The 25,726-nt window shown below is 51.3% G+C and carries 43 protein-coding genes and 1 rRNA gene; 6 read left to right on the top strand and 38 right to left on the bottom strand.

Features of this window, described 5'->3' with window-relative positions:
* Positions 1–3 precede the first annotated feature (3 nt).
* Positions 4–1,545, bottom strand: a 16S ribosomal RNA gene (locus ACLW56_RS22075).
* Between the two features lie 207 nt (positions 1,546–1,752).
* The gene (locus tag ACLW56_RS22070; protein WP_330985823.1) at positions 1,753–1,983 is read right to left on the bottom strand and encodes a hypothetical protein; all 231 of its coding nucleotides are present in this window, start codon (positions 1,981–1,983) and stop codon (positions 1,753–1,755) included.
* 31 nt (positions 1,984–2,014) lie between these two features.
* Here ACLW56_RS22070 and ACLW56_RS22065 point away from each other — a divergent pair, with 31 nt between their 5' ends.
* A complete protein-coding gene (locus tag ACLW56_RS22065; protein WP_330985822.1) occupies positions 2,015–2,569 on the top strand; it encodes a gamma carbonic anhydrase family protein in 555 nt (184 codons plus the stop codon).
* On the opposite strand, the gene ACLW56_RS22060 is transcribed toward ACLW56_RS22065, so the two are convergent.
* From ACLW56_RS22060 to dprA, 6 genes are read right to left on the bottom strand one after another with little or no spacing between them, the layout of a single operon-like run.
* Positions 2,545–2,802: a DUF1488 domain-containing protein gene (locus ACLW56_RS22060; RefSeq protein WP_330985821.1), complete on the bottom strand. Its 258-nt coding sequence runs from the start codon at positions 2,800–2,802 to the stop codon at positions 2,545–2,547. The two genes, ACLW56_RS22065 and ACLW56_RS22060, sit on opposite strands and share 25 nt — an antisense overlap.
* Positions 2,799–3,617 (bottom strand): shikimate dehydrogenase, encoded by an 819-nt coding sequence (gene aroE / locus ACLW56_RS22055; protein ID WP_330985820.1) that lies wholly within the window; start codon positions 3,615–3,617, stop codon positions 2,799–2,801. The genes ACLW56_RS22060 and aroE overlap by 4 nt, the downstream gene beginning before the upstream one ends.
* A gap of 4 nt (positions 3,618–3,621) precedes the next feature.
* On the bottom strand, positions 3,622–4,194 hold the full coding sequence (tsaC, locus tag ACLW56_RS22050; protein WP_330985819.1) for an L-threonylcarbamoyladenylate synthase type 1 TsaC: 573 nt from the start codon (positions 4,192–4,194) through the stop codon (positions 3,622–3,624).
* Positions 4,191–4,739: a type I DNA topoisomerase gene (locus tag ACLW56_RS22045; RefSeq protein WP_330985818.1), complete on the bottom strand. Its 549-nt coding sequence runs from the start codon at positions 4,737–4,739 to the stop codon at positions 4,191–4,193. Before ACLW56_RS22045 ends, tsaC begins: the two co-directional genes overlap by 4 nt.
* 27 nt (positions 4,740–4,766) lie before the next feature.
* Positions 4,767–5,240, bottom strand: coding sequence for a DUF494 family protein Smg (gene smg, locus ACLW56_RS22040; RefSeq protein ID WP_330985817.1), 474 nt, complete (start codon positions 5,238–5,240; stop codon positions 4,767–4,769).
* The gene (dprA, locus tag ACLW56_RS22035; RefSeq protein WP_330985816.1) at positions 5,212–6,336 is read right to left on the bottom strand and encodes a DNA-protecting protein DprA; all 1,125 of its coding nucleotides are present in this window, start codon (positions 6,334–6,336) and stop codon (positions 5,212–5,214) included. The genes smg and dprA overlap by 29 nt, the downstream gene beginning before the upstream one ends.
* Positions 6,337–6,467: 131 nt before the next feature.
* On the opposite strand from dprA, the gene def reads away from it, so the two are divergent.
* From def to mscL, 5 genes are all read left to right on the top strand, one after another.
* The gene (gene def / locus ACLW56_RS22030; protein WP_330985815.1) at positions 6,468–6,977 is read left to right on the top strand and encodes a peptide deformylase; all 510 of its coding nucleotides are present in this window, start codon (positions 6,468–6,470) and stop codon (positions 6,975–6,977) included.
* 14 nt (positions 6,978–6,991) lie between these two features.
* On the top strand, positions 6,992–7,939 hold the full coding sequence (fmt, locus tag ACLW56_RS22025) for a methionyl-tRNA formyltransferase (RefSeq protein WP_330985814.1): 948 nt from the start codon (positions 6,992–6,994) through the stop codon (positions 7,937–7,939).
* 50 nt (positions 7,940–7,989) lie between these two features.
* Positions 7,990–9,279, top strand: a complete 1,290-nt coding sequence (gene rsmB / locus ACLW56_RS22020; protein WP_330985813.1) for a 16S rRNA (cytosine(967)-C(5))-methyltransferase RsmB — start codon at positions 7,990–7,992, stop codon at positions 9,277–9,279.
* A 21-nt stretch (positions 9,280–9,300) separates the two neighbouring features.
* Positions 9,301–10,677 (top strand): Trk system potassium transporter TrkA, encoded by a 1,377-nt coding sequence (gene trkA / locus ACLW56_RS22015; RefSeq protein WP_330985812.1) that lies wholly within the window; start codon positions 9,301–9,303, stop codon positions 10,675–10,677.
* A gap of 147 nt (positions 10,678–10,824) precedes the next feature.
* Positions 10,825–11,235 carry a large-conductance mechanosensitive channel protein MscL gene (gene mscL, locus ACLW56_RS22010; RefSeq protein WP_330985811.1) on the top strand — a complete coding sequence of 137 codons (411 nt, stop codon included), beginning with the start codon at positions 10,825–10,827 and terminating at the stop codon, positions 11,233–11,235.
* Here mscL and ACLW56_RS22005 read toward each other — a convergent pair whose 3' ends face one another.
* From ACLW56_RS22005 to rplC, 30 genes are all read right to left on the bottom strand, one after another.
* Positions 11,236–11,451 (bottom strand): alternative ribosome-rescue factor A, encoded by a 216-nt coding sequence (locus ACLW56_RS22005; protein WP_330985810.1) that lies wholly within the window; start codon positions 11,449–11,451, stop codon positions 11,236–11,238.
* Between the two features lie 57 nt (positions 11,452–11,508).
* Positions 11,509–11,934: a Zn(2+)-responsive transcriptional regulator gene (gene zntR / locus ACLW56_RS22000; protein WP_330985809.1), complete on the bottom strand. Its 426-nt coding sequence runs from the start codon at positions 11,932–11,934 to the stop codon at positions 11,509–11,511.
* Positions 11,934–12,305, bottom strand: a complete 372-nt coding sequence (locus tag ACLW56_RS21995; RefSeq protein WP_330985808.1) for a DUF1992 domain-containing protein — start codon at positions 12,303–12,305, stop codon at positions 11,934–11,936. The genes zntR and ACLW56_RS21995 overlap by 1 nt, the downstream gene beginning before the upstream one ends.
* A gap of 104 nt (positions 12,306–12,409) precedes the next feature.
* On the bottom strand, positions 12,410–12,796 hold the full coding sequence (gene rplQ / locus ACLW56_RS21990; RefSeq protein WP_330985807.1) for a 50S ribosomal protein L17: 387 nt from the start codon (positions 12,794–12,796) through the stop codon (positions 12,410–12,412).
* A gap of 40 nt (positions 12,797–12,836) precedes the next feature.
* Positions 12,837–13,826, bottom strand: a complete 990-nt coding sequence (locus tag ACLW56_RS21985; protein ID WP_002438685.1) for a DNA-directed RNA polymerase subunit alpha — start codon at positions 13,824–13,826, stop codon at positions 12,837–12,839.
* 25 nt (positions 13,827–13,851) lie between these two features.
* Entirely contained in the window at positions 13,852–14,472 is a 621-nt protein-coding gene (rpsD, locus tag ACLW56_RS21980; protein ID WP_097165007.1) for a 30S ribosomal protein S4, read from the bottom strand.
* Between the two features lie 34 nt (positions 14,473–14,506).
* A complete protein-coding gene (rpsK, locus tag ACLW56_RS21975) occupies positions 14,507–14,896 on the bottom strand; it encodes a 30S ribosomal protein S11 (RefSeq protein ID WP_043081126.1) in 390 nt (129 codons plus the stop codon).
* Between the two features lie 16 nt (positions 14,897–14,912).
* The gene (rpsM, locus tag ACLW56_RS21970) at positions 14,913–15,269 is read right to left on the bottom strand and encodes a 30S ribosomal protein S13 (protein ID WP_003031135.1); all 357 of its coding nucleotides are present in this window, start codon (positions 15,267–15,269) and stop codon (positions 14,913–14,915) included.
* A gap of 147 nt (positions 15,270–15,416) precedes the next feature.
* Complete coding sequence (rpmJ, locus tag ACLW56_RS21965; protein ID WP_000868187.1) at positions 15,417–15,533, bottom strand: 50S ribosomal protein L36; 117 nt, start codon at positions 15,531–15,533, stop codon at positions 15,417–15,419.
* 30 nt (positions 15,534–15,563) lie between these two features.
* Positions 15,564–16,895, bottom strand: coding sequence for a preprotein translocase subunit SecY (gene secY / locus ACLW56_RS21960; RefSeq protein ID WP_097165005.1), 1,332 nt, complete (start codon positions 16,893–16,895; stop codon positions 15,564–15,566).
* A gap of 7 nt (positions 16,896–16,902) precedes the next feature.
* A complete protein-coding gene (gene rplO / locus ACLW56_RS21955; protein ID WP_097165004.1) occupies positions 16,903–17,337 on the bottom strand; it encodes a 50S ribosomal protein L15 in 435 nt (144 codons plus the stop codon).
* 3 nt (positions 17,338–17,340) lie between these two features.
* Complete coding sequence (gene rpmD / locus ACLW56_RS21950) at positions 17,341–17,520, bottom strand: 50S ribosomal protein L30 (protein WP_004846568.1); 180 nt, start codon at positions 17,518–17,520, stop codon at positions 17,341–17,343.
* Between the two features lie 6 nt (positions 17,521–17,526).
* Positions 17,527–18,027, bottom strand: coding sequence for a 30S ribosomal protein S5 (gene rpsE / locus ACLW56_RS21945; protein ID WP_002438697.1), 501 nt, complete (start codon positions 18,025–18,027; stop codon positions 17,527–17,529).
* A 14-nt stretch (positions 18,028–18,041) separates the two neighbouring features.
* A complete protein-coding gene (gene rplR / locus ACLW56_RS21940) occupies positions 18,042–18,395 on the bottom strand; it encodes a 50S ribosomal protein L18 (RefSeq protein WP_039076817.1) in 354 nt (117 codons plus the stop codon).
* Between the two features lie 9 nt (positions 18,396–18,404).
* Positions 18,405–18,938 (bottom strand): 50S ribosomal protein L6, encoded by a 534-nt coding sequence (gene rplF, locus ACLW56_RS21935; protein ID WP_330985805.1) that lies wholly within the window; start codon positions 18,936–18,938, stop codon positions 18,405–18,407.
* 12 nt (positions 18,939–18,950) lie between these two features.
* On the bottom strand, positions 18,951–19,343 hold the full coding sequence (rpsH, locus tag ACLW56_RS21930; RefSeq protein ID WP_042396027.1) for a 30S ribosomal protein S8: 393 nt from the start codon (positions 19,341–19,343) through the stop codon (positions 18,951–18,953).
* A gap of 33 nt (positions 19,344–19,376) precedes the next feature.
* On the bottom strand, positions 19,377–19,682 hold the full coding sequence (rpsN, locus tag ACLW56_RS21925) for a 30S ribosomal protein S14 (protein ID WP_074780832.1): 306 nt from the start codon (positions 19,680–19,682) through the stop codon (positions 19,377–19,379).
* 14 nt (positions 19,683–19,696) lie between these two features.
* Positions 19,697–20,236: a 50S ribosomal protein L5 gene (gene rplE, locus ACLW56_RS21920; RefSeq protein ID WP_031523907.1), complete on the bottom strand. Its 540-nt coding sequence runs from the start codon at positions 20,234–20,236 to the stop codon at positions 19,697–19,699.
* Between the two features lie 14 nt (positions 20,237–20,250).
* The gene (gene rplX / locus ACLW56_RS21915) at positions 20,251–20,565 is read right to left on the bottom strand and encodes a 50S ribosomal protein L24 (RefSeq protein WP_007724317.1); all 315 of its coding nucleotides are present in this window, start codon (positions 20,563–20,565) and stop codon (positions 20,251–20,253) included.
* Positions 20,566–20,575: 10 nt separating this feature from the next.
* Positions 20,576–20,947, bottom strand: coding sequence for a 50S ribosomal protein L14 (gene rplN / locus ACLW56_RS21910; RefSeq protein ID WP_000613954.1), 372 nt, complete (start codon positions 20,945–20,947; stop codon positions 20,576–20,578).
* Between the two features lie 165 nt (positions 20,948–21,112).
* Positions 21,113–21,367 carry a 30S ribosomal protein S17 gene (gene rpsQ / locus ACLW56_RS21905; RefSeq protein ID WP_097164998.1) on the bottom strand — a complete coding sequence of 85 codons (255 nt, stop codon included), beginning with the start codon at positions 21,365–21,367 and terminating at the stop codon, positions 21,113–21,115.
* Positions 21,367–21,558 carry a 50S ribosomal protein L29 gene (gene rpmC, locus ACLW56_RS21900; protein ID WP_330985803.1) on the bottom strand — a complete coding sequence of 64 codons (192 nt, stop codon included), beginning with the start codon at positions 21,556–21,558 and terminating at the stop codon, positions 21,367–21,369. The genes rpsQ and rpmC overlap by 1 nt, the downstream gene beginning before the upstream one ends.
* Positions 21,558–21,968, bottom strand: a complete 411-nt coding sequence (gene rplP, locus ACLW56_RS21895) for a 50S ribosomal protein L16 (RefSeq protein WP_002919759.1) — start codon at positions 21,966–21,968, stop codon at positions 21,558–21,560. The genes rpmC and rplP overlap by 1 nt, the downstream gene beginning before the upstream one ends.
* A gap of 12 nt (positions 21,969–21,980) precedes the next feature.
* Positions 21,981–22,679, bottom strand: coding sequence for a 30S ribosomal protein S3 (rpsC, locus tag ACLW56_RS21890; protein WP_006817277.1), 699 nt, complete (start codon positions 22,677–22,679; stop codon positions 21,981–21,983).
* Between the two features lie 17 nt (positions 22,680–22,696).
* Positions 22,697–23,029 (bottom strand): 50S ribosomal protein L22, encoded by a 333-nt coding sequence (gene rplV, locus ACLW56_RS21885; protein WP_002919773.1) that lies wholly within the window; start codon positions 23,027–23,029, stop codon positions 22,697–22,699.
* A gap of 14 nt (positions 23,030–23,043) precedes the next feature.
* Positions 23,044–23,322 (bottom strand): 30S ribosomal protein S19, encoded by a 279-nt coding sequence (gene rpsS / locus ACLW56_RS21880; RefSeq protein WP_001138115.1) that lies wholly within the window; start codon positions 23,320–23,322, stop codon positions 23,044–23,046.
* Positions 23,323–23,338: 16 nt separating this feature from the next.
* Complete coding sequence (gene rplB / locus ACLW56_RS21875; RefSeq protein WP_023479412.1) at positions 23,339–24,160, bottom strand: 50S ribosomal protein L2; 822 nt, start codon at positions 24,158–24,160, stop codon at positions 23,339–23,341.
* A gap of 17 nt (positions 24,161–24,177) precedes the next feature.
* Entirely contained in the window at positions 24,178–24,480 is a 303-nt protein-coding gene (rplW, locus tag ACLW56_RS21870; RefSeq protein WP_330985802.1) for a 50S ribosomal protein L23, read from the bottom strand.
* Positions 24,477–25,082 (bottom strand): 50S ribosomal protein L4, encoded by a 606-nt coding sequence (rplD, locus tag ACLW56_RS21865; protein ID WP_319629234.1) that lies wholly within the window; start codon positions 25,080–25,082, stop codon positions 24,477–24,479. The genes rplW and rplD overlap by 4 nt, the downstream gene beginning before the upstream one ends.
* A 10-nt stretch (positions 25,083–25,092) precedes the next feature.
* On the bottom strand, positions 25,093–25,722 hold the full coding sequence (gene rplC / locus ACLW56_RS21860) for a 50S ribosomal protein L3 (protein WP_330985801.1): 630 nt from the start codon (positions 25,720–25,722) through the stop codon (positions 25,093–25,095).
* Positions 25,723–25,726: the final 4 nt, after the last annotated feature.

Below are 25,726 nucleotides of genomic sequence, written 5' to 3'. Positions count from 1 at the left end.
AGGTAAGGAGGTGATCCAACCGCAGGTTCCCCTACGGTTACCTTGTTACGACTTCACCCCAGTCATGAATCACAAAGTGGTAAGCGCCCTCCCGAAGGTTAAGCTACCTACTTCTTTTGCAACCCACTCCCATGGTGTGACGGGCGGTGTGTACAAGGCCCGGGAACGTATTCACCGTGGCATTCTGATCCACGATTACTAGCGATTCCGACTTCATGGAGTCGAGTTGCAGACTCCAATCCGGACTACGACGCACTTTATGAGGTCCGCTTGCTCTCGCGAGGTCGCTTCTCTTTGTATGCGCCATTGTAGCACGTGTGTAGCCCTACTCGTAAGGGCCATGATGACTTGACGTCATCCCCACCTTCCTCCAGTTTATCACTGGCAGTCTCCTTTGAGTTCCCGGCCTAACCGCTGGCAACAAAGGATAAGGGTTGCGCTCGTTGCGGGACTTAACCCAACATTTCACAACACGAGCTGACGACAGCCATGCAGCACCTGTCTCACGGTTCCCTAAGGCACTAAAGCATCTCTGCTAAATTCCGTGGATGTCAAGAGTAGGTAAGGTTCTTCGCGTTGCATCGAATTAAACCACATGCTCCACCGCTTGTGCGGGCCCCCGTCAATTCATTTGAGTTTTAACCTTGCGGCCGTACTCCCCAGGCGGTCGACTTAACGCGTTAGCTCCGGAAGCCACGCCTCAAGGGCACAACCTCCAAGTCGACATCGTTTACGGCGTGGACTACCAGGGTATCTAATCCTGTTTGCTCCCCACGCTTTCGCACCTGAGCGTCAGTCTTTGTCCAGGGGGCCGCCTTCGCCACCGGTATTCCTCCAGATCTCTACGCATTTCACCGCTACACCTGGAATTCTACCCCCCTCTACAAGACTCTAGCCTGCCAGTTTCGAATGCAGTTCCCAGGTTGAGCCCGGGGATTTCACATCCGACTTGACAGACCGCCTGCGTGCGCTTTACGCCCAGTAATTCCGATTAACGCTTGCACCCTCCGTATTACCGCGGCTGCTGGCACGGAGTTAGCCGGTGCTTCTTCTGCGAGTAACGTCAATCACCAAGGTTATTAACCTTAATGCCTTCCTCCTCGCTGAAAGTACTTTACAACCCGAAGGCCTTCTTCATACACGCGGCATGGCTGCATCAGGCTTGCGCCCATTGTGCAATATTCCCCACTGCTGCCTCCCGTAGGAGTCTGGACCGTGTCTCAGTTCCAGTGTGGCTGGTCATCCTCTCAGACCAGCTAGGGATCGTCGCCTTGGTGAGCCATTACCCCACCAACAAGCTAATCCCATCTGGGCACATCCGATGGCAAGAGGCCCGAAGGTCCCCCTCTTTGGTCCGAAGACGTTATGCGGTATTAGCTACCGTTTCCAGTAGTTATCCCCCTCCATCGGGCAGTTTCCCAGACATTACTCACCCGTCCGCCACTCGTCAGCAAAGCAGCAAGCTGCTTCCTGTTACCGTTCGACTTGCATGTGTTAGGCCTGCCGCCAGCGTTCAATCTGAGCCATGATCAAACTCTTCAATTTAAGTTTGATGCTCATGAAATTAAACTATCGTAATGAATTACGTGTTCACTCATAAGACTTGGTATTCATTTAGTGTCCGAGGACATTAAGAATCCATGTCACTTTGAGTGCCCACACAGATTGTCTGATAAATTGTTAAAGAGCAGTTGCGACGCGCTTTAGCGCTCTGTCGCGAGGTGGCGTATATTACGCTTTCCTCTTTCAGAGTCAACCCTCAATTTCAGGATTTTTTCTCTTCGTTGCTACGACCATCTTGTGAAGTGTTTCACGTTGTCGTCTCAACGGATGCGCATTATAGGGATCCCAATTTTTTGCACAACCCTTTTTTTCGATCTTTTTTCTGATAGCTGTTTTTTCATTCTCTTTGCCCAGACCCCATACGATCTGCTGCTTTTTTGAGGTGTGAAAGCCCCATTTAAGGCCGATAATGGCCGTCATCACCTGCGATCCTTTCTCTATAGAGGTAAACATGTCTGCAAATATTCGCCCTTATCAGTCTTTGCGCCCCACGTTGGGTGAATGCGTAATGATCGATTCCACCAGCGTCGTTATCGGTGACGTCCGTCTTGCGGATGATGTCGGCATCTGGCCATTGGTAGTCATTCGTGGCGACGTGAACCACGTTGCTATTGGCAAACGCACCAACATTCAGGACGGCAGCGTTTTGCACGTCACCCACAAATCCGCCACCAATCCGGAAGGCAACCCGCTTATTGTGGGTGAAGACGTTACCGTAGGGCATAAAGTGATGTTGCATGGTTGCACGATCGGCAATCGCGTTCTGGTGGGAATGGGATCTATTTTACTGGACGGTGTTGTCGTAGAAGATGATGTGATGATTGGTGCAGGTAGCCTGGTGCCGCAAAACAAACGCCTGGAAAGTGGCTTTCTTTATTTGGGCAGCCCGGTAAAACAGATCCGCCCATTAAAGGAGAAGGAGCTCGAAGGCCTGAAGTACTCCGCCAACAACTATGTGAAATGGAAGAATGACTATCTGGCTCAGGAAAGCCAGAACCAGCCCTGATCGTCTTCCCGTTGTTCGCGGATAGCTTCTTCAGCTTCTTCCTCCAGATCCCAGCGATACTGGCGGAAACTCTCCAACCAATATGCTGGCGTGCCGCTGCCAAAGCGGCGCACCAGTGATTCCGCCGATAACGCGCACTGCATCTGGAAGCCAGAGACTAACACCGGGAAGCTGATGCACTGTCGGCTTTCATCCCACTCTTCACGGTCGGGAAACAGGATTGCCTGGTTCACAATGCCAGCTCTTTCTTCAGTGATGCGATCACAGGTGCAATCTCAGGCATCAGGCCGTGCCAAAGCAATACCGCGTGTGCTGCCTGTGCCACTAACATTCCCAAACCATCCGCACACCGTTTGGCACCATTCTGTTCACACCAGTTCAGGAATGGTGTGTTTCCTTTCTGGTAAAACATGTCATAACAATGAATGCCTGAATGAATGAGCGAAGCTGGGATCGCTGGCACATCGCCCCCGATTCCACTTGAGGTAGCGTTAATAATCAGATCGAATTCTTCACCCGCCAGTTGATCCATTGCCACCGCCCGGATGCTACCCGTATGAGCAAAGATCGTTGCTAACTCCTGGGCTCGCGCGAAGGTGCGGTTAGTGATTGTCACCGCGCAGTCGAGAGACAGCAGCGGCATGATCACTCCGCGAGCAGCGCCACCTGCACCCACCAGCAGAATACGAAATCCTGGTTTGATAAAAGAAAGGCGCTCCAGATCGCTCAGCAAACCGATGCCATCCGTGTTATCGCCCAGCAACCGCCCATCTTTAAGGCGCTTGAGAGTATTAACCGCCCCCGCCATCGCAGCACGCTCCGTCAATTCATCAGCTCTGGAAAATGCTTCTTCTTTAAAGGGCACCGTGACGTTGCAGCCCTTTCCACCTGCAGCCAGGAACGCGTCCAGGGCTGCGTTAAAGGCTTCCCTTGGAGCAAGCACACGGCCATAAGGATGCTCAATGTTCAGCTGCAGCGCGAATTGCTGATGAATAAAAGGCGATTTGCTATGCGCAATCGGATTGCCAAAAACTGCATACGCTTCCATGAGCTTACCCCTGGCGGAAAAGTTCGCCCGTCAGGGCATCGCGAATTTCGGAAGGATTAAGCCGACCGCCGGTCTCTCCCACCACCACAGGGAACGCTCCACCAAACTGAGCGACCACTTCAGCGGTCGTGCGACAAGGAGGTTGCCCCGTCAGATTTGCACTGGTTGAAACCAGGGGTTTGCCATACGCCTTGCACAGTTCAACCACCAGCGGATGGTCGGTAACGCGTACAGCCAGGGAATCAAAACGCCCTGTCAACCAGCGTGGTGTCGAGGCGCGAGCAGGAAAAACAAACGTCACCGGCCCTGGCCATTTCGAAAAAACGGCTTCGCGCTGCGCGTCAGACAGCATTGAATCGTCAATATACGGTTTGAGTTGCTCGTAATCAGCCGCGATTAAGATTAACCCTTTTTCGACGGGCCTCTGCTTAAGTTCAAGCAAGCGCATGACGGCCGTTTCGCTGTCGGGATCGCAGCCGACACCAAAAACAGCTTCAGTAGGATAAGCGATGACTTCTTTGTTTTTTAGCGCGATGAGAGCTTTCGTCACGCTTTCTGTTTGCAGGTTATTGTTCACTGATCTTTCGCCGGGACCGGCTTTCCACATTGTTTACTGGCACAGAAAAGCTTCACGCCTTGCGCCGTTTTCTTTTCGATAAGCAGTGGATAATGACACGTCGGGCATTCCCCCACTGCCGGTTTGAAATTCAGGACAAACTGGCAATCAGGATAACGATCGCAAGAATGAAAGGTTTTGCCATAACGAGAGCGACGCTGCACCAGGTGCCCTTCATGGCACTGCGGGCACGCGATAGTCGTGTCATCAGGTTTATCGATAAGCTCGGTATGTTCACAAGCGGGATACTGACTACACCCAATGAACATCCCAAAACGCCCCTGACGAAGCACCAGTTCAGCCCCGCATTCCGGGCAGAGTTGACCTTCCAGAATCTTAACAATATGCCCGTCCGCCTGGCTTTTCAGGGGGCGTACATAGTCACATTCCGGATAATGGGAACAACCCAGGAATGGCCCGTGTTTACCGGACCGGATAACGAGTGGAGCCCCGCACTGTGGGCAGGGCTCGTTTTTGGGCACCGAAAACAGTGCTGATTTGGCCATAACAACTCTTGTCGCTACACAATGGAATCAGTGCAGCATACCGTCATTTACTTCGAAGAGTAATTCTTCCATTTGCTGATAGGCATTTTCACAGCCTGGAATGTTAAACAGCACCATCAGAATGACCCATTTCAGGTCTTCCAGTTCAAACTCTGCGGCATCCAGCGCCATGACGCGTTCAATAACCATTTCACGCGTTTCGAGGTTTAGCACCTGAATCTGCTCCAGGAATAACAAGAATCCCCGGCAACTGGCATCCAGCCTTTGGCACTCTTCTGCGGTATAGATACGCACAGAGAGCGGATCAGAAGCCAGCTGCATCGGCTCGGCGAGCCCTTCCTGATAGTCAGCCAGCTTTTCCAGCCAAAGTAGCGCGTTGTAGATATCTTCACGGTCAAAACCGGCGTCGGTGAGATCCCGAGTCAGTTTGTCCTGGTCCACCCGCATTTCTGCTTCGTTATGGATGTAAGTCTCAAACAAATACATCAGTACGTCGAACATGGCATGCCCTCCTCAATCGGACATAGCCGCCGGGTACAGCTGCGATCCACCCTGCTAACTCCAGTTCGAGTAATTGAGCTACCGTCACTGGCACAGGTTGGCCGGCACGTTCAGCGACAACGTCAACAGGTGTTACCTCATCTCCTACGTTAGCCAGGAGCTCCGGAAATGGCAATGCCGTGAGCTCCCTATCCGGGGAATAATTTGAATTTTCAGTCTCATCTGGCAACGGATACCGCCCGTATTGCAAATTTTCCAGAATATCCTCGACCGTGGTCACTGGCGTGGCGCCCTGTTTAATCAGCCAGTGCGGCCCCTCTGAACCCGGGTTCCCAAGCGGCCCGGGCAGAGCGAAAACTTCTCGTCCTTGTTCCAGTGCAGTTCGGGCAGTCACGAGCGAACCACTTTTTATCGCAGCCTCAATGACCAGCACACCGCAACTCAGACCACTGATGATGCGATTACGTCGGGGAAAATTGGCGGGCCAGGGAGGCTGAGCCAAGGGAAATTCGCTGATCAGCGCACCCCCACTTTCAAGAATGCGATGGCTCAGCGAAGCATGGCGACGTGGATAGGTATGAAAAAGGCCGTTCCCCAGTACCGCCACTGTCTTCCCTGAAGCAGCCAGTGTTGCTCGATGGGCTATGCCATCAATGCCCAGCGCCAGCCCGCTGGTAATCGTGAACCCTTTGCGTGACAACGCTTCACTAAATGCGGTTCCCCAGCGTTCACCGTACCAGGAATGATTACGGCTGCCGACAATGGCGACCTGTATAGAGGAAAGCAAAGTGACATTCCCGGCGACAAATAACGCAACGGGGTAATCGGTTGTTGCTCGTAATGCAAAAGGGAAAGCAGGATCGTTTGCGCTAAGCAGAGAATGATCGGGCTCTTCCAGCCAGGCCAGTGTCTGCGATAACTCTCGCTCTGAGAGGGCGAAAAATTGCTGAATTTGCTTTGGCGTCAACCCCTTTGCTTTTAGCCGTTCGGCATCGAGGGTTTCATCATTACAGAGCTGACTGAGCAAGGTGGACGCGATATCGCCATACACACCCTTCACTGTCATCAGGCGAAGCACTATTTCTGTGGGTGTCATCCTTTGTCCCCCTTGCCACATGCACGTTGAGCAATCTTTGCGATTGGTCACTGATGCTGTCAATCAGAGGGGGATTTGTCTAGAATAGAGGTAATAATCTTTCCAACTCCTGAACACAACTCTGGATAATTATGTCAGTTTTGCAAGTGTTACATATCCCGGACGAGCGTCTTCGCAAAATCGCTGAACCGGTTAAAGAAGTGAATGCAGAAATTCAGCGTATCGTTGACGATATGTTTGACACCATGTACGCCGAAGAAGGCATTGGCCTGGCGGCTACGCAGGTGGATATTCATCAGCGCATCATCGTCATTGATGTCTCTGAAAACCGTGATGAGCAACTGGTGCTGATCAACCCTGAACTGCTGGAGAAAGAAGGCGAAACAGGGATTGAAGAAGGTTGCCTGTCTATTCCTGAACAACGCGCCCTGGTGCCACGTGCAGAGAAAGTGAAAATCCGTGCGCTCAACCGTGAAGGTAAAGCGTTCGAACTGGAAGCTGATGGCCTGCTGGCAATCTGCATTCAGCACGAGATGGATCATCTGGTGGGCAAACTGTTCATCGACTATCTGTCACCGCTGAAACAGCAGCGCATCCGCCAGAAAGTTGAGAAACTGGATCGCTTAAACGCCCGCGCTTAAGGATAAGAACACTCGTGTCAGAATCACTTCGCATTATTTTCGCAGGTACCCCTGACTTTGCAGCGCGTCATCTTGACGCGCTGTTGTCTTCCGGGCACCAGGTCGTGGGTGTCTTCACCCAGCCCGATCGTCCGGCTGGCCGCGGTAAAAAGCTAATGCCTTCCCCGGTTAAAGTCCTGGCTGAAGAGAAAGGTCTGCCGGTTTTCCAGCCCGCATCACTTCGCCCGCAGGAAAACCAGCAGCTCGTTGCCGAGCTTAACGCCGATGTCATGGTAGTGGTTGCCTACGGTCTTATCCTGCCCAAAGCGGTGCTGGATATGCCGCGCCTTGGTTGCATCAATGTGCATGGATCGTTGCTCCCACGCTGGCGTGGTGCAGCACCTATTCAGCGTTCTTTGTGGGCTGGTGATGCCGAAACCGGCGTCACTATCATGCAAATGGACGTCGGTCTGGATACCGGCGATATGCTCCACAAGCTCTCCTGCCCGATTACGGCAGAAGACACGAGCGGTTCACTGTACGATAAGCTCGCTGAGCTGGGCCCGAAAGGACTGATAGAAACGCTGCAACAACTGGCCAGCGGGACGGCAAAACCTGAAGTTCAGGATGAAGCACAGGTCACGCACGCCGAAAAGCTCAGCAAAGAAGAAGCCCGCGTTGACTGGTCGCTTTCTGCCGCACAGCTTGAACGCTGCATTCGCGCCTTCAATCCATGGCCAATGAGTTGGCTTGAGATTGACGGGCAGCCGGTAAAAATCTGGCAGGCCAGCGTTATCAACGAAAAAACGAATGCCCAGCCCGGCACCATTGTGGATGTCAGCAAGCAAGGTATTCAGGTGGCGACAGCGGAGGGTATTCTGAATCTTCAATCGCTACAGCCTGCGGGCAAAAAAGCAATGAGCGCTCAGGATCTGTTAAATTCACGTCGGGAATGGTTTATTCCCGGCAACCGTCTCGCCTGACGGTTCTCATTTCAAGCCCGGTACTGCCGGGCCTTTTCATTTTTAAGCATATGAAAAAGAATATTAATTTACGTAGCCTTGCCGCCCAGGCCGTCGAGCAGGTCGTTGAGAAGGGTCAGTCACTGAGTAATGTACTGCCCGGACTGCAGCAAAAAGTGAGCGAAAAAGACCGGGCACTTTTGCAGGAACTCTGCTTCGGTGTCCTTCGTACTCTTTCCCAGCTTGAGTGGTTCATCAATAAATTGATGGAACGCCCGATGGCAGGCAAGCAGCGTACCGTTCATTACCTGATTATGGTTGGACTGTATCAACTCCTGCACACCCGCATTCCAGCACACGCCGCTCTTGCTGAAACAGTGGAAGGTGCTGTAGCGATTAAACGTCCACAGCTTAAAGGCCTGATTAACGGCGTTCTGCGGCAGTTTCAGCGAAATCAAGAAGCGTTGCAGGCAGAGTTTTCCACAACAGAGCTTCGTTTCCTGCATCCATCCTGGCTGCTGAAGCGCATTAAGAAAGCTTATCCGCAGCAATGGGAAGCGATTCTTGAGGCGAATAACCAGCGTCCGCCAATGTGGCTGCGCGTGAACCGCAATCATCATAGTCGCGATGAATGGATGGCGTTGTCTGAAGAAGCCGGGATCACGGCTTTTTCTCACCCTGACTATCCCGATGCCGTGCGTCTGGAAACCCCTGTGTCTGTCCAGGCTTTACCTGGATTTAACGAAGGGTGGGTCACGGTTCAGGATGCTTCAGCTCAAGGCTGCATGAATTTCCTGCGGCCGGAAAACGACGAGGAAATCCTCGATCTCTGCGCGGCACCCGGCGGTAAAACCACACACATTCTTGAAGTGGCACCACAAGCCAATGTGATGGCAGTAGATGTCGATGAGCAACGCCTGTCACGTGTCTATGAAAACCTTAAGCGTCTTGGCATGAAAGCTCAGGTCAAGCAGGGTGACGGCCGCTTCCCTTCACAGTGGTGCGGCGAACAACAGTTTGATCGCATTCTGTTAGACGCTCCCTGTTCCGCAACTGGCGTCATTCGTCGCCATCCGGATATTAAATGGCTGCGCCGTGATCGAGACATCGCCGAGCTGGCACAACTACAGGCGGAAATTCTGGATGCGACCTGGTCGCACCTTAAGACCGGCGGCACTTTGGTTTACGCGACCTGTTCTATTCTTCCCGAAGAAAACAGTGAACAAATTGCCGCGTTCCTGAAACGCACACCCGATGCCAAACTCACTGAAACTGGCGATACAGCGCATCCAGGGCGACAAAACTTGCCGGCAGCAGAAGAAGGCGATGGCTTCTTCTACGCTAAGCTAATCAAACAGTGATGAATTAATGGATCGCGACTGATGAAAATTATCATTCTGGGTGCCGGACAAGTTGGCGGCACACTGGCGGAAAACCTGGTCGGCGAGAATAACGACATTACCGTCGTCGATACCAATGGCGATCGCTTACGCAGCCTGCAGGACAAATTTGATTTGCGTGTCGTACAAGGGCATGGCTCTCACCCGCGTGTTTTACGCGAAGCGGGGGCAGATGATGCCGACATGCTGGTCGCTGTCACCAGTTCGGACGAAACAAATATGGTCGCCTGTCAGGTTGCCTATTCGCTCTTTAATACGCCCAACCGTATCGCCCGAATCAGGGCTCCGGACTATGTGCGTGATGCGGAAAAACTCTTCCATTCTGAAGCCGTACCTATCGATCACCTGATTGCCCCTGAGCAGTTGGTTATCGACAATATTTATCGTCTGATTGAATACCCGGGCGCATTGCAGGTGGTCAATTTTGCCGAAGGCAAAGTCAGCCTTGCCGTAGTAAAAGCCTATTATGGCGGGCCGCTGGTTGGGAATGCGCTGTCCACGATGCGCGAACATATGCCGCACATCGATACACGCGTGGCCGCTATTTTCCGTCATGACCGTCCGATTCGCCCACAGGGTTCCACCATCGTCGAAGCGGGTGATGAAGTCTTCTTCATTGCCGCATCACAGCATATTCGTGCCGTAATGAGCGAGCTTCAACGTCTTGAGAAACCCTACAAGCGCATCATGCTGGTCGGCGGGGGCAACATTGGCGCTGGCCTCGCGCATCGTCTGGAAAAAGACTACAGCGTAAAACTGATCGAGCGCGACCAGCAACGTGCCTCTGAACTGGCCGAAAAGCTGCAAAACACGATCGTCTTTTACGGCGACGCGTCTGATCAGGAATTACTGGCTGAAGAGCATATCGATCAAGTCGATCTGTTTATCGCCGTCACCAATGATGACGAAGCGAATATCATGTCGGCCATGCTGGCCAAGCGAATGGGCGCTAAGAAAGTGATGGTGCTTATCCAACGCCGCGCTTACGTCGATTTGGTCCAGGGGAGCGTAATTGATATTGCTATATCTCCGCAGCAAGCCACGATCTCTGCCCTTTTAAGTCATGTGCGCAAAGCAGATATCGTGGGTGTGTCTTCATTGCGTCGCGGTGTTGCTGAAGCCATTGAAGCCGTAGCGCATGGTGATGAAAGCACCTCTCGCGTTGTAGGACGAGTGATTGACGATATAAAACTGCCGCCAGGCACGATTATCGGAGCCGTAGTGCGTGGTAACGAAGTCATGATTGCAAATAACAATCTTCGCATTGAACAAGGCGATCACGTCATTATGTTCCTGACAGATAAAAAGTTTATTACCGACGTCGAAAGGCTATTCCAGCCAAGTCCATTCTTCCTGTAACGACGACAGGGCGCCCATCACGGCGCCCTTTTTAATTAACCCTTTATATTACATGGCTTATTTATTCCATCTGACATCAGCCCGGCAATGGCAATCGACTAAACATTTGTTAAACTTATAAACGTCAGCCAGCACAAGGAGTATAAAATGAGCATTATTAAAGAGTTTCGCGAATTCGCGATGCGCGGGAATGTTGTCGATTTGGCAGTGGGTGTCATTATTGGTGCAGCATTTGGCAAGATCGTGTCGTCACTGGTTGCCGATATTATTATGCCACCGTTAGGTCTACTGATTGGGGGTATCGACTTCAAACAATTTGCCGTGACCCTGCGTGACGCACAAGGTGATGTGCCTGCTGTCGTAATGCATTACGGTGTGTTTATTCAGAATATTTTTGATTTCGTCATCGTGGCATTTGCCATTTTTATGGCAATCAAGCTGATAAACAAACTGAATCGTAAGAAAGAAGAGCCGGCTGCAGCGCCTGCCCCTTCAAAAGAAGAAGTCTTGCTGGCTGAGATACGCGATCTGCTGAAAGAGCAAAATAATCGCTCTTAATCAAACTGCAGAAACAAGAAAGCCAGTGGTAAAAAAGTGCATCACTCTTTTGCCACTGGCCTCCCAGTTCCCTCGATTACCCTGTTTCCCTTTACGCTGATAACTTCCTTTCCCTTTCTTATTCTTCTCAACTCGCTGGCGAAAAAGCGGGTCATGTAACAGGGCTTCGATGGCATTATCTTTAATCTGCCCCTTCGTATGCTGATAGCGGCTCATAATATCTCCGATAGGTGGGTTAATTCGGCGCGAGTGTAATCCTCTGCTTAGGGGAAATCAACACCCTGATTTGTCAGCTTCTGCACCTTGTTCCAACGCTTCAAGAATCGAACAGTAGACGCTACTGTGCGCAGTACCGCAGCAGGCATCGTTAAGTCGCTGTAAAGAACGCCGCATCGTTTCTAATTCGGCGATGCGTGCCTCAACTTCACCTAATCTGGCCTGAACGATGCTTTTCGATTCCTGACAGGTGTGATGTTCGGGATCGATACGGATCGATAACAGTTCACGGATCGCTTCAAGTGTGAACCCTAACTGCCGTCCATGACGAATAAAACGCAGACGTTGCAGATCGCTGTCCGAATAAAGTCTGAAGCCACCTTCAGTACGGACATCATGATCCATCATTTGCTGCTTTTCGTAATAGCGAATGGTGTCGGGTGTAACGCCAGCCAGTTTCGCTAACTCACCTATACGTAACATTATGGCTCTCCATTGATTTTATTGCGGAGTTTCCCGGCATAGTCACCATGAAGAAAGTCGGTGTTGAGTCCGGCTTGTCTCAGCTTTAGCTCAAGCAACGTGAATTGGCGGTGAAGTTCATTGAATCTCGGGTCGTCTTCACCAACGGTTTGCAGGAGATCGGCAAGCTGGAGTGCTTGCTTGCGCTGTTCAAGTTCTGGAGGAAGACATCCGGCATTTTTCAGCAATCTGTAACCGGCACGTAATTCTGCGGGCACATGATGGTCGTCATCAAGCTGCAAACGTTTTCCACTCCCAGCCAAAGAGTCAAACTCGCCGTTACGTTGAGCATCGAGAATATGCCGTTCGGCCCACTGGTCCAGTAACCACATCATACCAACCTGAGTGAACAAAATGAGTACAGCTAGTGTAGAAGATTGGGGTTGTGAGGGTATAAAAAAACCCGCCGAGGCGGGTTTTTTTACTTCACTGCAAATTACTCTGCAGCTGCTTCTGCTTTCGCTTCTGAACGATCAACCAGCTCGATGTAAGCCATCGGCGCGTTGTCGCCTGCACGGAAACCACACTTCAGAATACGAGTGTAACCACCGGCACGGCTCGCGAAACGCGGGCCCAGTTCGTTAAACAGTTTTGCCACGATCTCGTTATCACGAGTACGGGCGAATGCCAGACGACGATTAGCAACGCTATCAGTCTTGGCAAGAGTAATCAGCGGCTCAACTACGCGACGCAGCTCTTTCGCTTTAGGCAGGGTCGTCTTGATGATCTCATGACGAACCAGTGAACCTGCCATATTGCGGAACATAGCCTGGCGATGGCTGCTGTTGCGGTTCAGTTGACGACCACTCTTACGATGGCGCATGACCTTATCCTTCTCAGTAAAACCTTAACCTGTGATCCGGTTACTCGTCAGCAATGCTTGCCGGCGGCCAGTTTTCCAGGCGCATGCCCAGAGACAGACCACGAGAGGCCAGCACGTCTTTAATCTCAGTAAGAGATTTTTTACCCAAGTTCGGCGTTTTCAGCAACTCAACTTCGGTACGCTGTACCAGATCACCGATATAGTGGATAGCTTCTGCCTTGAGGCAGTTAGCAGAGCGGACAGTCAATTCCAGATCGTCAACAGGGCGCAGCAGGATCGGATCGAATTCTGGTTTCTCTTCTTTCACTTCCGGCTGACGTACATCACGTAAGTCAACGAAAGCTTCCAGTTGTTCAGCCAGAATGGTTGCCGCACGACGAATCGCCTCTTCAGGATCGATTGTGCCGTTGGTTTCCATTTCGATGACCAGCTTGTCCAGGTCGGTGCGCTGCTCAACACGAGCTGCTTCAACATTGTAGGCAATACGCTCTACAGGGCTGTAGCAGGCGTCGACCAGCAGACGGCCGATTGGGCGCTCATCTTCTTCCGAATGAATTCGGGCAGAAGCCGGCACATAACCGCGACCGCGCTGAACTTTGATACGCATGCTAATAGATGCGTTCTCATCGGTCAGGTGGCAGATCACATGCTGCGGCTTGACGATTTCAACATCACCGTCGTGGGTGATGTCGGCTGCGGTCACAGGGCCAATGCCAGACTTATTCAGAGTAAGAATAACTTCATCTTTACCCTGAACTCTCACCGCCAGCCCTTTCAGGTTGAGCAGGATTTCAAGGATATCTTCCTGAACGCCTTCTTTGGTGCTGTACTCATGAAGTACACCATCAATCTCAACCTCGGTCACCGCGCAACCCGGCATCGATGAGAGCAGAATACGGCGCAGTGCGTTACCCAGAGTATGGCCGAAGCCACGCTCTAAAGGCTCAAGGGTCACCTTGGCGTGCGTCGAACTCACTTGCTCGATATCGACCAGGCGCGGTTTTAGAAACTCTGTCACAGAACCCTGCATTGTGTCCTCTCTTTGGTACTAAGCTTTACTTGGAGTAAAGCTCGACGATCAGGTGTTCGTTAATGTCCGCAGACAGATCAGAACGCTCAGGCTGACGCTTGAACGTACCTTCCATCTTGCCAGCATCAACTTCCAGCCAGGTTGGCTTTTCACGCTGCTCAGCCAGCTCAAGAGCGGCTTTCACGCGAGATTGCTTTTTCGCTTTCTCACGAACGCTGACGACGTCATTCGCTTTAACCTGATAAGAAGCGATGTTAACAACACGACCGTTTACCATGATAGCTTTGTGGCTAACCAGCTGACGTGATTCAGCACGAGTAGCGCCGAAGCCCATACGGTATACAACGTTGTCCAGACGACCTTCCAGCAGAGCCAACAGGTTTTCACCGGTGTTGCCTTTCAGACGTGCTGCTTCTTTGTAGTAGTTACGGAACTGACGCTCCAGCACACCGTAGATACGGCGAACTTTTTGCTTTTCACGCAACTGCACACCATAGTCAGACAGACGCGGTTTACGCGCACCGTGCTGGCCAGGGGCTTGTTCAATTTTACACTTGGTATCGATCGCGCGAACGCCAGACTTCAGGAAGAGGTCTGTGCCCTCGCGACGGCTCAGCTTGAGCTTAGGACCCAAATATCTTGCCATTTTCTTTCTCCAACAATCCTAGAAAACGAGCGCGTTATACGCGACGTTTTTTCGGCGGACGACAACCGTTATGAGGGATCGGAGTCACATCAGTAATATTCGTGATGCGGAAACCAGCGGCGTTCAGAGCACGAATAGTAGATTCGCGACCTGGACCCGGACCTTTGACCATAACTTCCAGATTCTTGATACCGTAATCTTTTACGGCTTCAGCGCAACGCTCTGCTGCAACCTGAGCTGCAAACGGAGTGGATTTGCGTGAACCACGGAAACCGGAACCACCGGCTGTTGCCCAACCCAGTGCGTTACCCTGGCGATCGCTGATGGTAACGATGGTGTTGTTGAAAGAAGCATGGATATGAGCCACGCCGTCAGAGACTTGTTTTCTTACACGCTTACGTGCACGAACTGGTGCCTTTGCCATTATTCAATCACCCCGATTATTTCTTGATCGGTTTGCGCGGACCCTTACGGGTACGTGCGTTGGTCTTGGTACGCTGGCCGCGAACCGGGAGACCACGACGATGACGCAAACCGCGATAGCAACCAAGGTCCATCAGACGCTTGATGCTCATGCTAACTTCACGGCGCAGATCACCTTCAACGACAAATTTGGCAACTTCGTCACGCAGCGTGTCGATTTGTTCTTCAGACAGCTCACTGATCTTAACATCTTCAGCGATACCCGCTGCAGCCAGAATGGCTTTGGAACGGGTCTTGCCGACGCCATAGATCGAAGTTAATGCGATCACAGCATGTTTCTGATCAGGAATGTTAATGCCTGCTATACGGGCCACTATGCACTCCTACTATTTAATATGTACGCACCATGCCGAAAAGCCCGTTTTCAGGATACTCAAATGGATACGTACAGACATACAAAAAGATTGGCTGGCTAATCTAGCCAGCTCAACCCAACTTTGCAAGAAAAATATGCGAATTAATCAGCCTTGGCGCTGTTTATGCTTCGGCTCGGCACTGCAAATCACACGGATGACACCATCACGCTTAACGATTTTGCAGTTACGGCATAATTTCTTGACGGAAGCACGAACTTTCATTTTTACTCTCCGTAACTTCTCAGGCGCCTGTTAGCGGCCGTAGCCTTTCAGGTTCGCCTTCTTCAATGCAGACTCATACTGACTAGACATCATCAGAGTTTGCACTTGAGCCATAAAGTCCATAATCACGACAACAACGATGAGTAGCGATGTTCCACCGAAGTAGAACGGCACTTTCATTGCATCACGCATGAACTCCGGGATCAGGCAGATAAAAGTGATGTACAACGCACCGACCAGAGTCAGGCGGGTCATTACTTTATCGATATACTTCGCCGTTTGTTCTCCCGGACGAATTCCTGGTACGAATGCACCGGACTTCTTCAGGTTATCTGCTGTTTCACGTGGGTTGAAAACCAACGCTGTGTAGAAGAAACAGAAGAAGATGATTGCAGACGCATAGAGTAACACATAAAGCGGTTGTCCAGGCTGCAAATACAGCGAAATTGTTGTCAGCCAGTTCCAACCAGTACCGCCCCCGAACCATGACGCGATGGTCGCCGGGAACAGAATAATACTGGAAGCGAAGATTGCCGGGATTACCCCCGCCATATTCACTTTCAGCGGCAAATGTGTGCTCTGTGCAGCATAGACACGACGACCCTGTTGACGTTTCGCGTAGTTTACCACAATGCGGCGTTGACCACGTTCAACAAAGACAACAAAGAAGGTCACTGCAAATACTAATACTGCAACCAACAGCAACAGGAGGAAGTGCAGGTCACCTTGACGCGCTTGCTCGATAGTATGGGCGATGGCTGGCGGGAGACCCGCAACGATACCGGCGAAGATGATGATTGAGATACCGTTACCGATACCGCGCTCAGTAATCTGTTCGCCGAGCCACATCAGGAACATCGTTCCTGTGACCAGACTTACAACAGCGGTGAAATAGAATGCAAAGCCTGGATTAATCACCAGACCTTGCATACCGGGCATATTCGGCAGACCGGTAGCAATACCGGTTGCCTGGAATATTGCCAACACCAGAGTGCCGTAGCGGGTGTACTGGCTAATCTTACGACGTCCAGATTCCCCTTCCTTCTTGATCTCCGCTAACGTTGGATGAACCACTGTCAGCAACTGGATAATGATCGATGCCGAAATATACGGCATGATCCCCAGCGCGAAGATAGAAGCACGGCTGAGTGCACCACCAGAGAACATGTTAAACATTTCAATGATGGTGCCTCGCTGTTGCTCAAGCAGTTTGGCAAGTACAGCGGCATCAATACCAGGGATTGGAATAAAAGAGCCAATACGGAACACAATCAGCGCGCCGATAACAAACAGCAGTCTGCGTTTCAGCTCACCTAAGCCACCTTTGGCACTTTGAAAATCTAATCCCGGTTGTTTAGCCATCTGCTACTTATTCCTCGATTTTACCGCCAGCAGCTTCGATAGCAGCACGAGCGCCTTTCGTCACGCGCAGGCCGTTAACAGTTACCGGACGGGTTACTTCACCAGCCAGAATCACTTTCGCGAATTCGATCTGGATGCCGATAATGTTAGCTGCTTTCAGCGTGTTCAGGTCAACTACGTCGCCTTCTACTTTAGCCAGATCAGACAGACGAACTTCAGCTGTGATCATTGCTTTGCGTGAAGTGAAACCGAACTTCGGCAGACGACGGTACAGAGGCATCTGACCACCCTCGAAACCGCGACGTACGCCACCGCCAGAACGAGAGTTCTGACCTTTGTGACCACGACCACCGGTTTTACCGAGGCCAGAACCGATACCACGACCCAGGCGTTTACCCGCCTTTTTAGAGCCTTCGGCCGGAGACAGAGTATTTAAACGCATCTCTTACTCCTCAACTTTAACCATGTAGGAAACCGCGTTGACCATACCGCGTACAGCAGGAGTATCCTCGCGCTCTACGGTGTGGCCAATACGACGCAGACCCAGGCCAAGCAGCGTTGCCTTGTGTTTCGGCAGACGACCGATTGCACTGCGGGTTTGAGTAATTTTAATAGTCTTTGCCATGGTCAATTACCCCAGAATTTCTTCAACGGATTTACCACGCTTGGCAGCGACCATTTCTGGAGAATTCATATTTTCCAGGCCATCGATAGTTGCACGAACCACGTTAATCGGGTTGGTGGAACCATACGCTTTAGCCAGAACGTTATGAACTCCAGCGACTTCCAGGACGGCGCGCATTGCACCACCGGCGATGATACCGGTACCTTCAGAAGCCGGCTGCATGAAGACACGAGAACCCGTGTGAACACCTTTTACAGGGTGTTGCAGGGTGCCGTGGTTCAGCGCGACGTTAATCATGTTGCGACGGGCTTTTTCCATCGCTTTCTGGATCGCTGCTGGAACTTCACGCGCTTTACCGTAACCAAAACCAACGCGACCGTTACCATCGCCTACTACAGTCAGAGCTGTGAAGGAGAAAATACGACCACCTTTAACGGTTTTAGATACGCGGTTAACCGCGATCAGCTTTTCCTGCAGTTCGCCAGCTTGTTTTTCGATGTGAGCCATCTTACACCTCTACCTTAGAACTGAAGGCCAGCTTCACGGGCAGCATCTGCCAGTGCCTGGACACGACCATGATATTGGAACCCGGAACGGTCAAAGGAAACATCTTTGATGCCTTTTTCCAGAGCGCGTTCAGCGACAGCTTTACCTACAGCTGCAGCAGCGTCTTTGTTACCGGTGTACTTCAGTTGTTCAGAGATAGCTTTTTCTACAGTAGAAGCAGCTACCAGAACTTCAGAACCATTCGGAGCAATTACCTGTGCGTAAATATGACGCGGGGTACGATGTACCACCAGGCGAGTTGCACCCAGCTCTTTGAGCTTGCGGCGTGCGCGGGTCGCACGACGGATACGAGCAGATTTCTTATCCATAGTGTTACCTTACTTCTTCTTAGCCTCTTTGGTACGCACGACTTCGTCGGCGTAACGAACACCCTTGCCTTTGTAAGGCTCAGGACGACGGTAGGCACGCAGATCTGCTGCAACCTGACCGATCACCTGCTTATCAGCACCTTTCAGCACGATTTCAGTTTGAGTCGGGCATTCTGCAGTAATACCTGCTGGCAGCTGATGATCAACAGGATGAGAGAAACCCAGAGACAGGTTTACAACATTTCCTTTGACCGCTGCACGATAACCTACACCAACCAGCTGCAGCTTCTTAGTGAAGCCTTCGGTAACACCGATAACCATTGAGTTCAGCAGGGCACGCGCGGTACCAGCCTGAGCCCAACCATCCACGTAACCATCACGCGGACCGAAGGTCAGTGCGTTATCAGCATGCTTAACTTCAACAGCATCGTTGAGAGTACGAGTCAGCTCGCCGTTTTTACCTTTGATCGTAATAACCTGTCCGTCGATTTTTACATCAACGCCGGCAGGAACAACGACCGGTGCTTTAGCAACACGAGACATTTTTTCCTCCGATTAGGCTACGTAGCAGATAATTTCGCCACCAAGACCAGCCTGGCGCGCTGCACGATCAGTCATAACACCTTTAGAGGTAGAAACAACTGCGATACCCAGACCGGCCATAACTTTTGGCAGCTCATCTTTTTTCTTATAGATGCGCAGACCTGGGCGGCTGACACGCTGAATGCTTTCTACAACAGCTTTACCCTGGAAGTACTTAAGAGTCACTTCCAGTTCCGGCTTGGTGTCGCCTTCAACTTTAAATTCTTCAATAAAACCTTCTTCCTTCAGCACGTTGGCAATTGCCACTTTCAGCTTGGAGGAAGGCATGGTGACCGCAGCTTTATTCGCGGCCTGACCGTTACGGATACGGGTCAGCATATCCGCGATCGGATCTTGCATGCTCATCTGTCTTTACTCCCGTGATTCAATTGGTGACAATTACCAGCTAGCCTTTTTCAAGCCAGGTACTTCACCGCGCATTGCGGCTTCACGAAGCTTGATACGGCTCAACCCGAACTTGCCCACATAACCATGTGGACGACCAGTCTGGCGGCAGCGGTTACGCTGACGGGACGGGCTGGAATCACGCGGCAGACTCTGCAGCTTCAGAACTGCGTTCCAACGATCTTCGTCGGAAGCGTTAACATCAGAGATGATCGCTTTCAGTTCAGCGCGTTTCGCGAAGTATTTTTCAGCTAAAGCTACGCGTTTAACTTCGCGTGCTTTCATTGATTGCTTAGCCATTAAGTAACCCTACCTTACTTGCGGAACGGGAAGTCAAAGGCAGCCAGCAGAGCACGGCCTTCTTCGTCAGAATTCGCAGTAGTGGTAATGGTAATATCCAAACCACGCACGCGGTCGACTTTGTCATAGTCGATTTCTGGGAAGATGATCTGCTCACGGACACCCATGCTGTAGTTACCACGACCGTCGAATGACTTAGCGGACAGGCCACGGAAGTCACGGATACGAGGTACAGCAATAGTGATCAGGCGCTCAAAGAACTCCCACATGCGTTCGCCACGCAGAGTTACTTTACAGCCGATCGGATAGCCCTGACGGATTTTGAAGCCTGCAACTGATTTGCGTGCTTTGGTGATCAACGGCTTTTGACCGGAGATTGCTGCCAGATCAGCTGCTGCGTTATCCAGCAGTTTCTTGTCAGCGATCGCTTCACCAACACCCATGTTCAGGGTGATCTTCTCGACCCGAGGGACTTGCATGACAGAATTGTAGTTAAACTCAGTCATGAGTTTCTTAACTACTTCGTCTTTGTAGTAATCATGCAGTTTCGCCATCGTACTACTCCAAATTACTTGATAGTTTCGCTGTTAGACTTGAAGAAACGGACTTTTTTGCCGTCTTCGAATCTAAAGCCTACACGGTCAGCCTTGCCGGTTGCCGCATTGAAGAGTGCAACGTTAGAAACCTGAATTGCGGCTTCTTTTTCAACGATGCCACCTGGTTGGTTCAGGGCCGGAACCGGCTTCTGATGTTTCTTAACCAGGTTAATACCTTCAACAATGACCTTGCCGGAAGACAGGACATTTTTTACTTTACCGCGTTTACCTTTATCTTTACCGGTCAACACGATAACTTCGTCATCACGACGGATCTTCGCTGCCATGATTCGCTCCTTAGAGTACTTCTGGTGCCAGAGAGATAATTTTCATGAACTTTTCATTACGCAGTTCACGAGTTACCGGCCCAAAAATACGCGTGCCGATTGGCTGCTCGCTGTTATTGTTTAAAATAACGCATGCATTGCCATCGAAGCGAATGACAGAACCGTCCGGGCGACGAACACCCTTCTTGGTGCGCACCACTACCGCTTTCAGCACATCGCCTTTCTTCACCTTACCACGTGGAATTGCTTCCTTGATGGTAATCTTGATGATGTCGCCGACGCCTGCGTAGCGACGGTGCGAGCCACCCAGAACCTTGATACACATTACGCGACGTGCACCGGAGTTGTCGGCCACGTTCAGCATAGTCTGTTCTTGGATCATTTTAGTGCTCCGCTAATGTCAACTACTACTGAGACCCTAAAATCAGAGTCGTTAAAAAGCCCCATATCGAGGGCGCAGCATTATAACACCGCTCACAAGATAAGGGTAGAAAAAATAAACGGCCCATCGCTGAGCCGTTTATTCATAGTGAGAAGGCGTACTGTATTACAGAACCGCTTTCTCTACAACGCGAACCAGCGTCCAGGACTTAGTCTTGGACAGTGGACGGCATTCACGGATTTCAACCTTGTCGCCGATACCACATTCGTTGTTCTCGTCATGTACGTGCAGTTTGGTCGTACGCTTGATGAATTTCCCGTAGATCGGGTGCTTCACAACACGTTCGATGGCAACAACAATGGATTTCTCCATTTTATCGCTGACAACGCGACCTTGCAGAGTACGGATTTTATCGGTCATTACGCACCCGCCTTCTGAGTCAGTAAAGTCTTAACACGTGCAACATCGCGACGAACCTGCTTCAGCAGGTGAGTCTGTTGCAGCTGGCCGCTAGCAGCCTGCATACGCAGGTTGAATTGCTCGCGCAGCAGGTTAAGCAGCTCGGTGTTCAGCTCTTCAACGCTCTTTTCACGCAGCTCATTTGCTTTCATTACATCACCGTCTTAGTTACAAAGGTGGTTTTGATAGGCAGTTTCGCTGCTGCCAGGCCGAAGGCTTCACGGGCCAGCTCTTCCGGAACACCGTCCATTTCATACAGGACTTTACCCGGCTGAATCAAGGCAACCCAATACTCCACGTTACCTTTACCTTTACCCATACGAACTTCCAGCGGCTTCTCGGTGATCGGTTTGTCCGGGAATACACGGATCCAGATCTTACCTTGACGCTTAACTGCACGGGTCATAGCACGACGTGCTGCTTCGATCTGACGTGCAGTCAGACGACCACGGCCAACAGCTTTCAGACCGAAAGTGCCGAAGCTAACATCCGTACCCTGCGCCAGACCACGGTTGCGGCCTTTGTGCACTTTACGGAATTTTGTACGCTTTGGTTGTAACATCAGCGACGCTCCTTATTTACGGCCTTTACGCTGCTGCTTTTTAGGTTGAGCAGCCGGTTCCGGTTGTTCAACAGCAGCCATACCACCCAGGATCTCACCTTTGAAGATCCATACCTTAACGCCGATTACACCGTAAGTGGTGTGCGCTTCAGAGGTGTTGTAGTCGATGTCAGCACGCAGAGTGTGCAGAGGTACGCGACCTTCGCGGTACCATTCGGTACGTGCGATTTCCGCGCCGCCCAGACGGCCGCTAACTTCAACTTTAATACCCTTCGCGCCCAGACGCATTGCGTTCTGTACAGCACGCTTCATAGCACGACGGAACATCACGCGACGTTCCAGCTGCGAAGTGATGCTGTCAGCAACCAATTTAGCGTCCAGTTCTGGCTTACGAACTTCGGCGATATTGATCTGTGCAGGAACGCCAGCGATATCCGCTACGACCTTGCGCAGTTTTTCTACGTCTTCGCCTTTCTTACCGATAACGATACCCGGGCGAGCAGTGTGAATAGTTACACGGATGCTCTTAGCCGGACGCTCGATAACGATACGAGATACGGACGCTTTAGCCAGTTCCTTAGTCAGGTACTGGCGGACTTTAAAATCGCTGTCCAGGTTGTCAGCGAATTCTTTGGTGTTCGCAAACCAGGTAGAGTTCCAAGGTTTTACAATACCCAGGCGAATACCATTAGGATGTACTTTCTGACCCATTGCTAGTCTCCAGAGTCTCAGCGATCGGACACAACCACAGTAATGTGGCTGGTGCGCTTCAGGATGCGATCTGCACGACCTTTCGCACGCGGCATAATGCGCTTCATGCTTGGGCCTTCGTCTACGAAAATTTTCGCAACTTTCAGATCGTCGATGTCAGCGCCATCGTTGTGTTCAGCGTTAGCAATGGCAGATTCCAGAACTTTCTTGACCAGTACAGCCGCTTTCTTATTGGTGTAGGTCAGAATATCCAGGGCCTGCGACACTTTCTTACCGCGAATCAGGTCTGCAACAAGGCGAACCTTCTGAGCAGAAGAACGAGCATGGCGATGTTGAGCTAAAGTTTCCATCTCTTCCTCCTACCTTATTTCTTCTTCGCTTTTTTATCAGCAGCGTGGCCGCGATAAGTACGAGTCGGTGCGAATTCACCCAGTTTGTGACCGACCATTTCGTCGGAAACAAATACCGGAACGTGCTGACGACCATTATGGACAGCGATGGTCAAACCGATCATGTTAGGAAAGATCGTTGAACGACGGGACCAGGTGCGCAGGGGCTTCTTGTCACCGCTTTCCACCGCTTTCTCTACCTTCTTCAGCAAGTGCAGGTCAATAAAAGGACCTTTCTTGAGAGAACGTGGCATGGCTTATCCTCTAAAATTATTTGCTACGGCGACGTACGATAAATTTATCAGTACGCTTGTTGCTGCGGGTCTTCTTACCTTTGGTCTGAACGCCCCACGGAGTTACCGGGTGCTTACCAAAGTTACGACCTTCACCACCACCATGTGGGTGGTCGACTGGGTTCATCGCAGTACCGCGAACGGTAGGACGAATACCACGCCAGCGTGCAGCACCTGCTTTACCCAGAACGCGCAGCATATGCTCAGCATTGCCAACTTCGCCCAAGGTTGCACGGCAGTCTGCTTCGACTTTACGCATTTCACCAGAACGCAGACGCAGGGTGACATAAGCACCATCACGAGCAACGATCTGAACGTAAGTACCAGCGGAACGTGCCAGCTGACCGCCTTTACCTGGTTTCATTTCTACGTTATGAACGGTAGAACCAACCGGGATATTGCGCATCGGCAGGGTGTTACCTGCTTTGATTGCAGCATCAACGCCAGACTGAATCTGGTCGCCAGCTTTCAGGCCTTTAGGGGCCAGGATGTAACGGCGTTCGCCGTCTTTGTACAGAACCAGCGCGATGTTCGCGGAACGGTTCGGATCGTACTCAAGACGTTCAACAACTGCCGGGATACCGTCTTTGTTGCGTTTAAAGTCAACAATACGATAAGCCTGCTTATGGCCACCACCGATGTGACGAGTGGTGATACGGCCATTGTTGTTACGACCACCGGATTTGCTGTTTTTTTCCAGCAACGGAGCAAAAGGTTTGCCCTTGTGCAGCTCTGGGTTAACCACTTTAACAACGTGGCGACGACCCGGAGATGTCGGTTTACATTTAACAACTGCCATTGTATTACTCCTCCGACTTACTCAGCGCCGCCAGCGAAGTCCAGATTCTGGCCTTCTTCCAGGGTGACGTAAGCTTTTTTCCAGTCGCTACGACGACCGATACGCTGTCCGTGACGTTTCACCTTGCCTTTAACAACCAGGGTACGTACGGTGTCAACTTTGACTTCAAACAGTTTCTGCACAGCAGCTTTGATTTCTGCTTTAGTCGCGTCTTTAGCAACTTTGAGAACGATGGTATTGGTTTTTTCCATCGCGGTAGACGCTTTTTCAGAAACGTGCGGTGCACGCAGCACCTTCAGCAGACGTTCTTCACGAATCATGCCAGCATCTCCTCAACTTGCTTAACAGCATCAGCCGTCATTACAACTTTGTCGAAGGCGATCAGGCTAACCGGGTCGATACCGTTCGCGTCACGTACGTCAACCTTGTGCAGGTTACGCGCGGCCAGGAACAGGTTCTCGTCCAGCTCACCGGTGATGATCAGCACATCTTCCAGAGCCATGTCTTTCAGTTTCTGTGCCAGCAGCTTAGTTTTAGGCGCTTCTACAGAGAACGTCTCGACAACGATCAGACGATCCTGACGTACCAGTTCGGACAGGATGCTTTTCAGCGCGCCGCGGTACATCTTTTTGTTTACTTTTTGACTGTGGTCCTGCGGGCGAGCAGCGAAGGTTACGCCACCGGAACGCCAGATCGGGCTCTTGATAGAACCTGAACGCGCACGGCCGGTACCTTTCTGGCGCCACGGCTTTTTGCCGGAACCAGTTACTTCAGCACGAGTCTTCTGAGCACGAGTACCCTGACGAGCACCAGCTGCATAAGCAACAACAACCTGGTGAACCAGCGCTTCGTTGAAATCACGACCGAAGGTAGTTTCGGAAACAGTCAGCGCGCTTTGCGCGTCTTTCAATACTAATTCCATTGCTATCCCCTTACGCCTTCACAGCTGGTTTAATGATCAGGTCGCAGCCGGTTGCACCCGGAACACCACCTTTAACCAGCAGCAGGTTGCGCTCAGCGTCAACACGTACTACGTCCAGGCTCTGAACGGTTACACGCTCATTACCCAGCTGACCTGCCATTTTCTTGCCTTTGAACACTTTGCCCGGAGTCTGGTTCTGACCGATAGAACCCGGAACGCGGTGAGACAAGGAGTTACCGTGAGTCGCGTCCTGGGTACGGAAGTTCCAGCGCTTAACGGTACCGGCGAAACCTTTACCTTTAGAGGTACCGGTTACGTCAACTTTTTTAACTTCAGCAAACAGCTCAACGCTAATGTCCTGACCTACGGTGAACTCTTCGCCTTCTGCAAGACGGAATTCCCAAAGACCACGGCCAGCTTCTACGCCAGCTTTAGCGAAGTGACCCGCTTCCGGCTTGGTTACACGGTTAGCTTTTTTAGCACCGGTGGTAACCTGAACAGCACGGTAGCCGTCGTTAGCCAGGTCTTTAACCTGAGTAACGCGGTTTGCTTCAACTTCGATTACGGTTACTGGGATAGATACGCCATCTTCAGTGAAGATGCGGGTCATGCCCACTTTTTTACCGACTAAACCAATCATTGTA

The sequence above is a fragment of the Pantoea sp. sgz302252 genome (assembly GCF_047713085.1).
Taxonomy (GTDB): domain Bacteria; phylum Pseudomonadota; class Gammaproteobacteria; order Enterobacterales; family Enterobacteriaceae; genus Scandinavium.
Note: the sequence above shows the minus strand (reverse complement) of the source record. Positions and strands in the feature narration are given on the sequence as shown.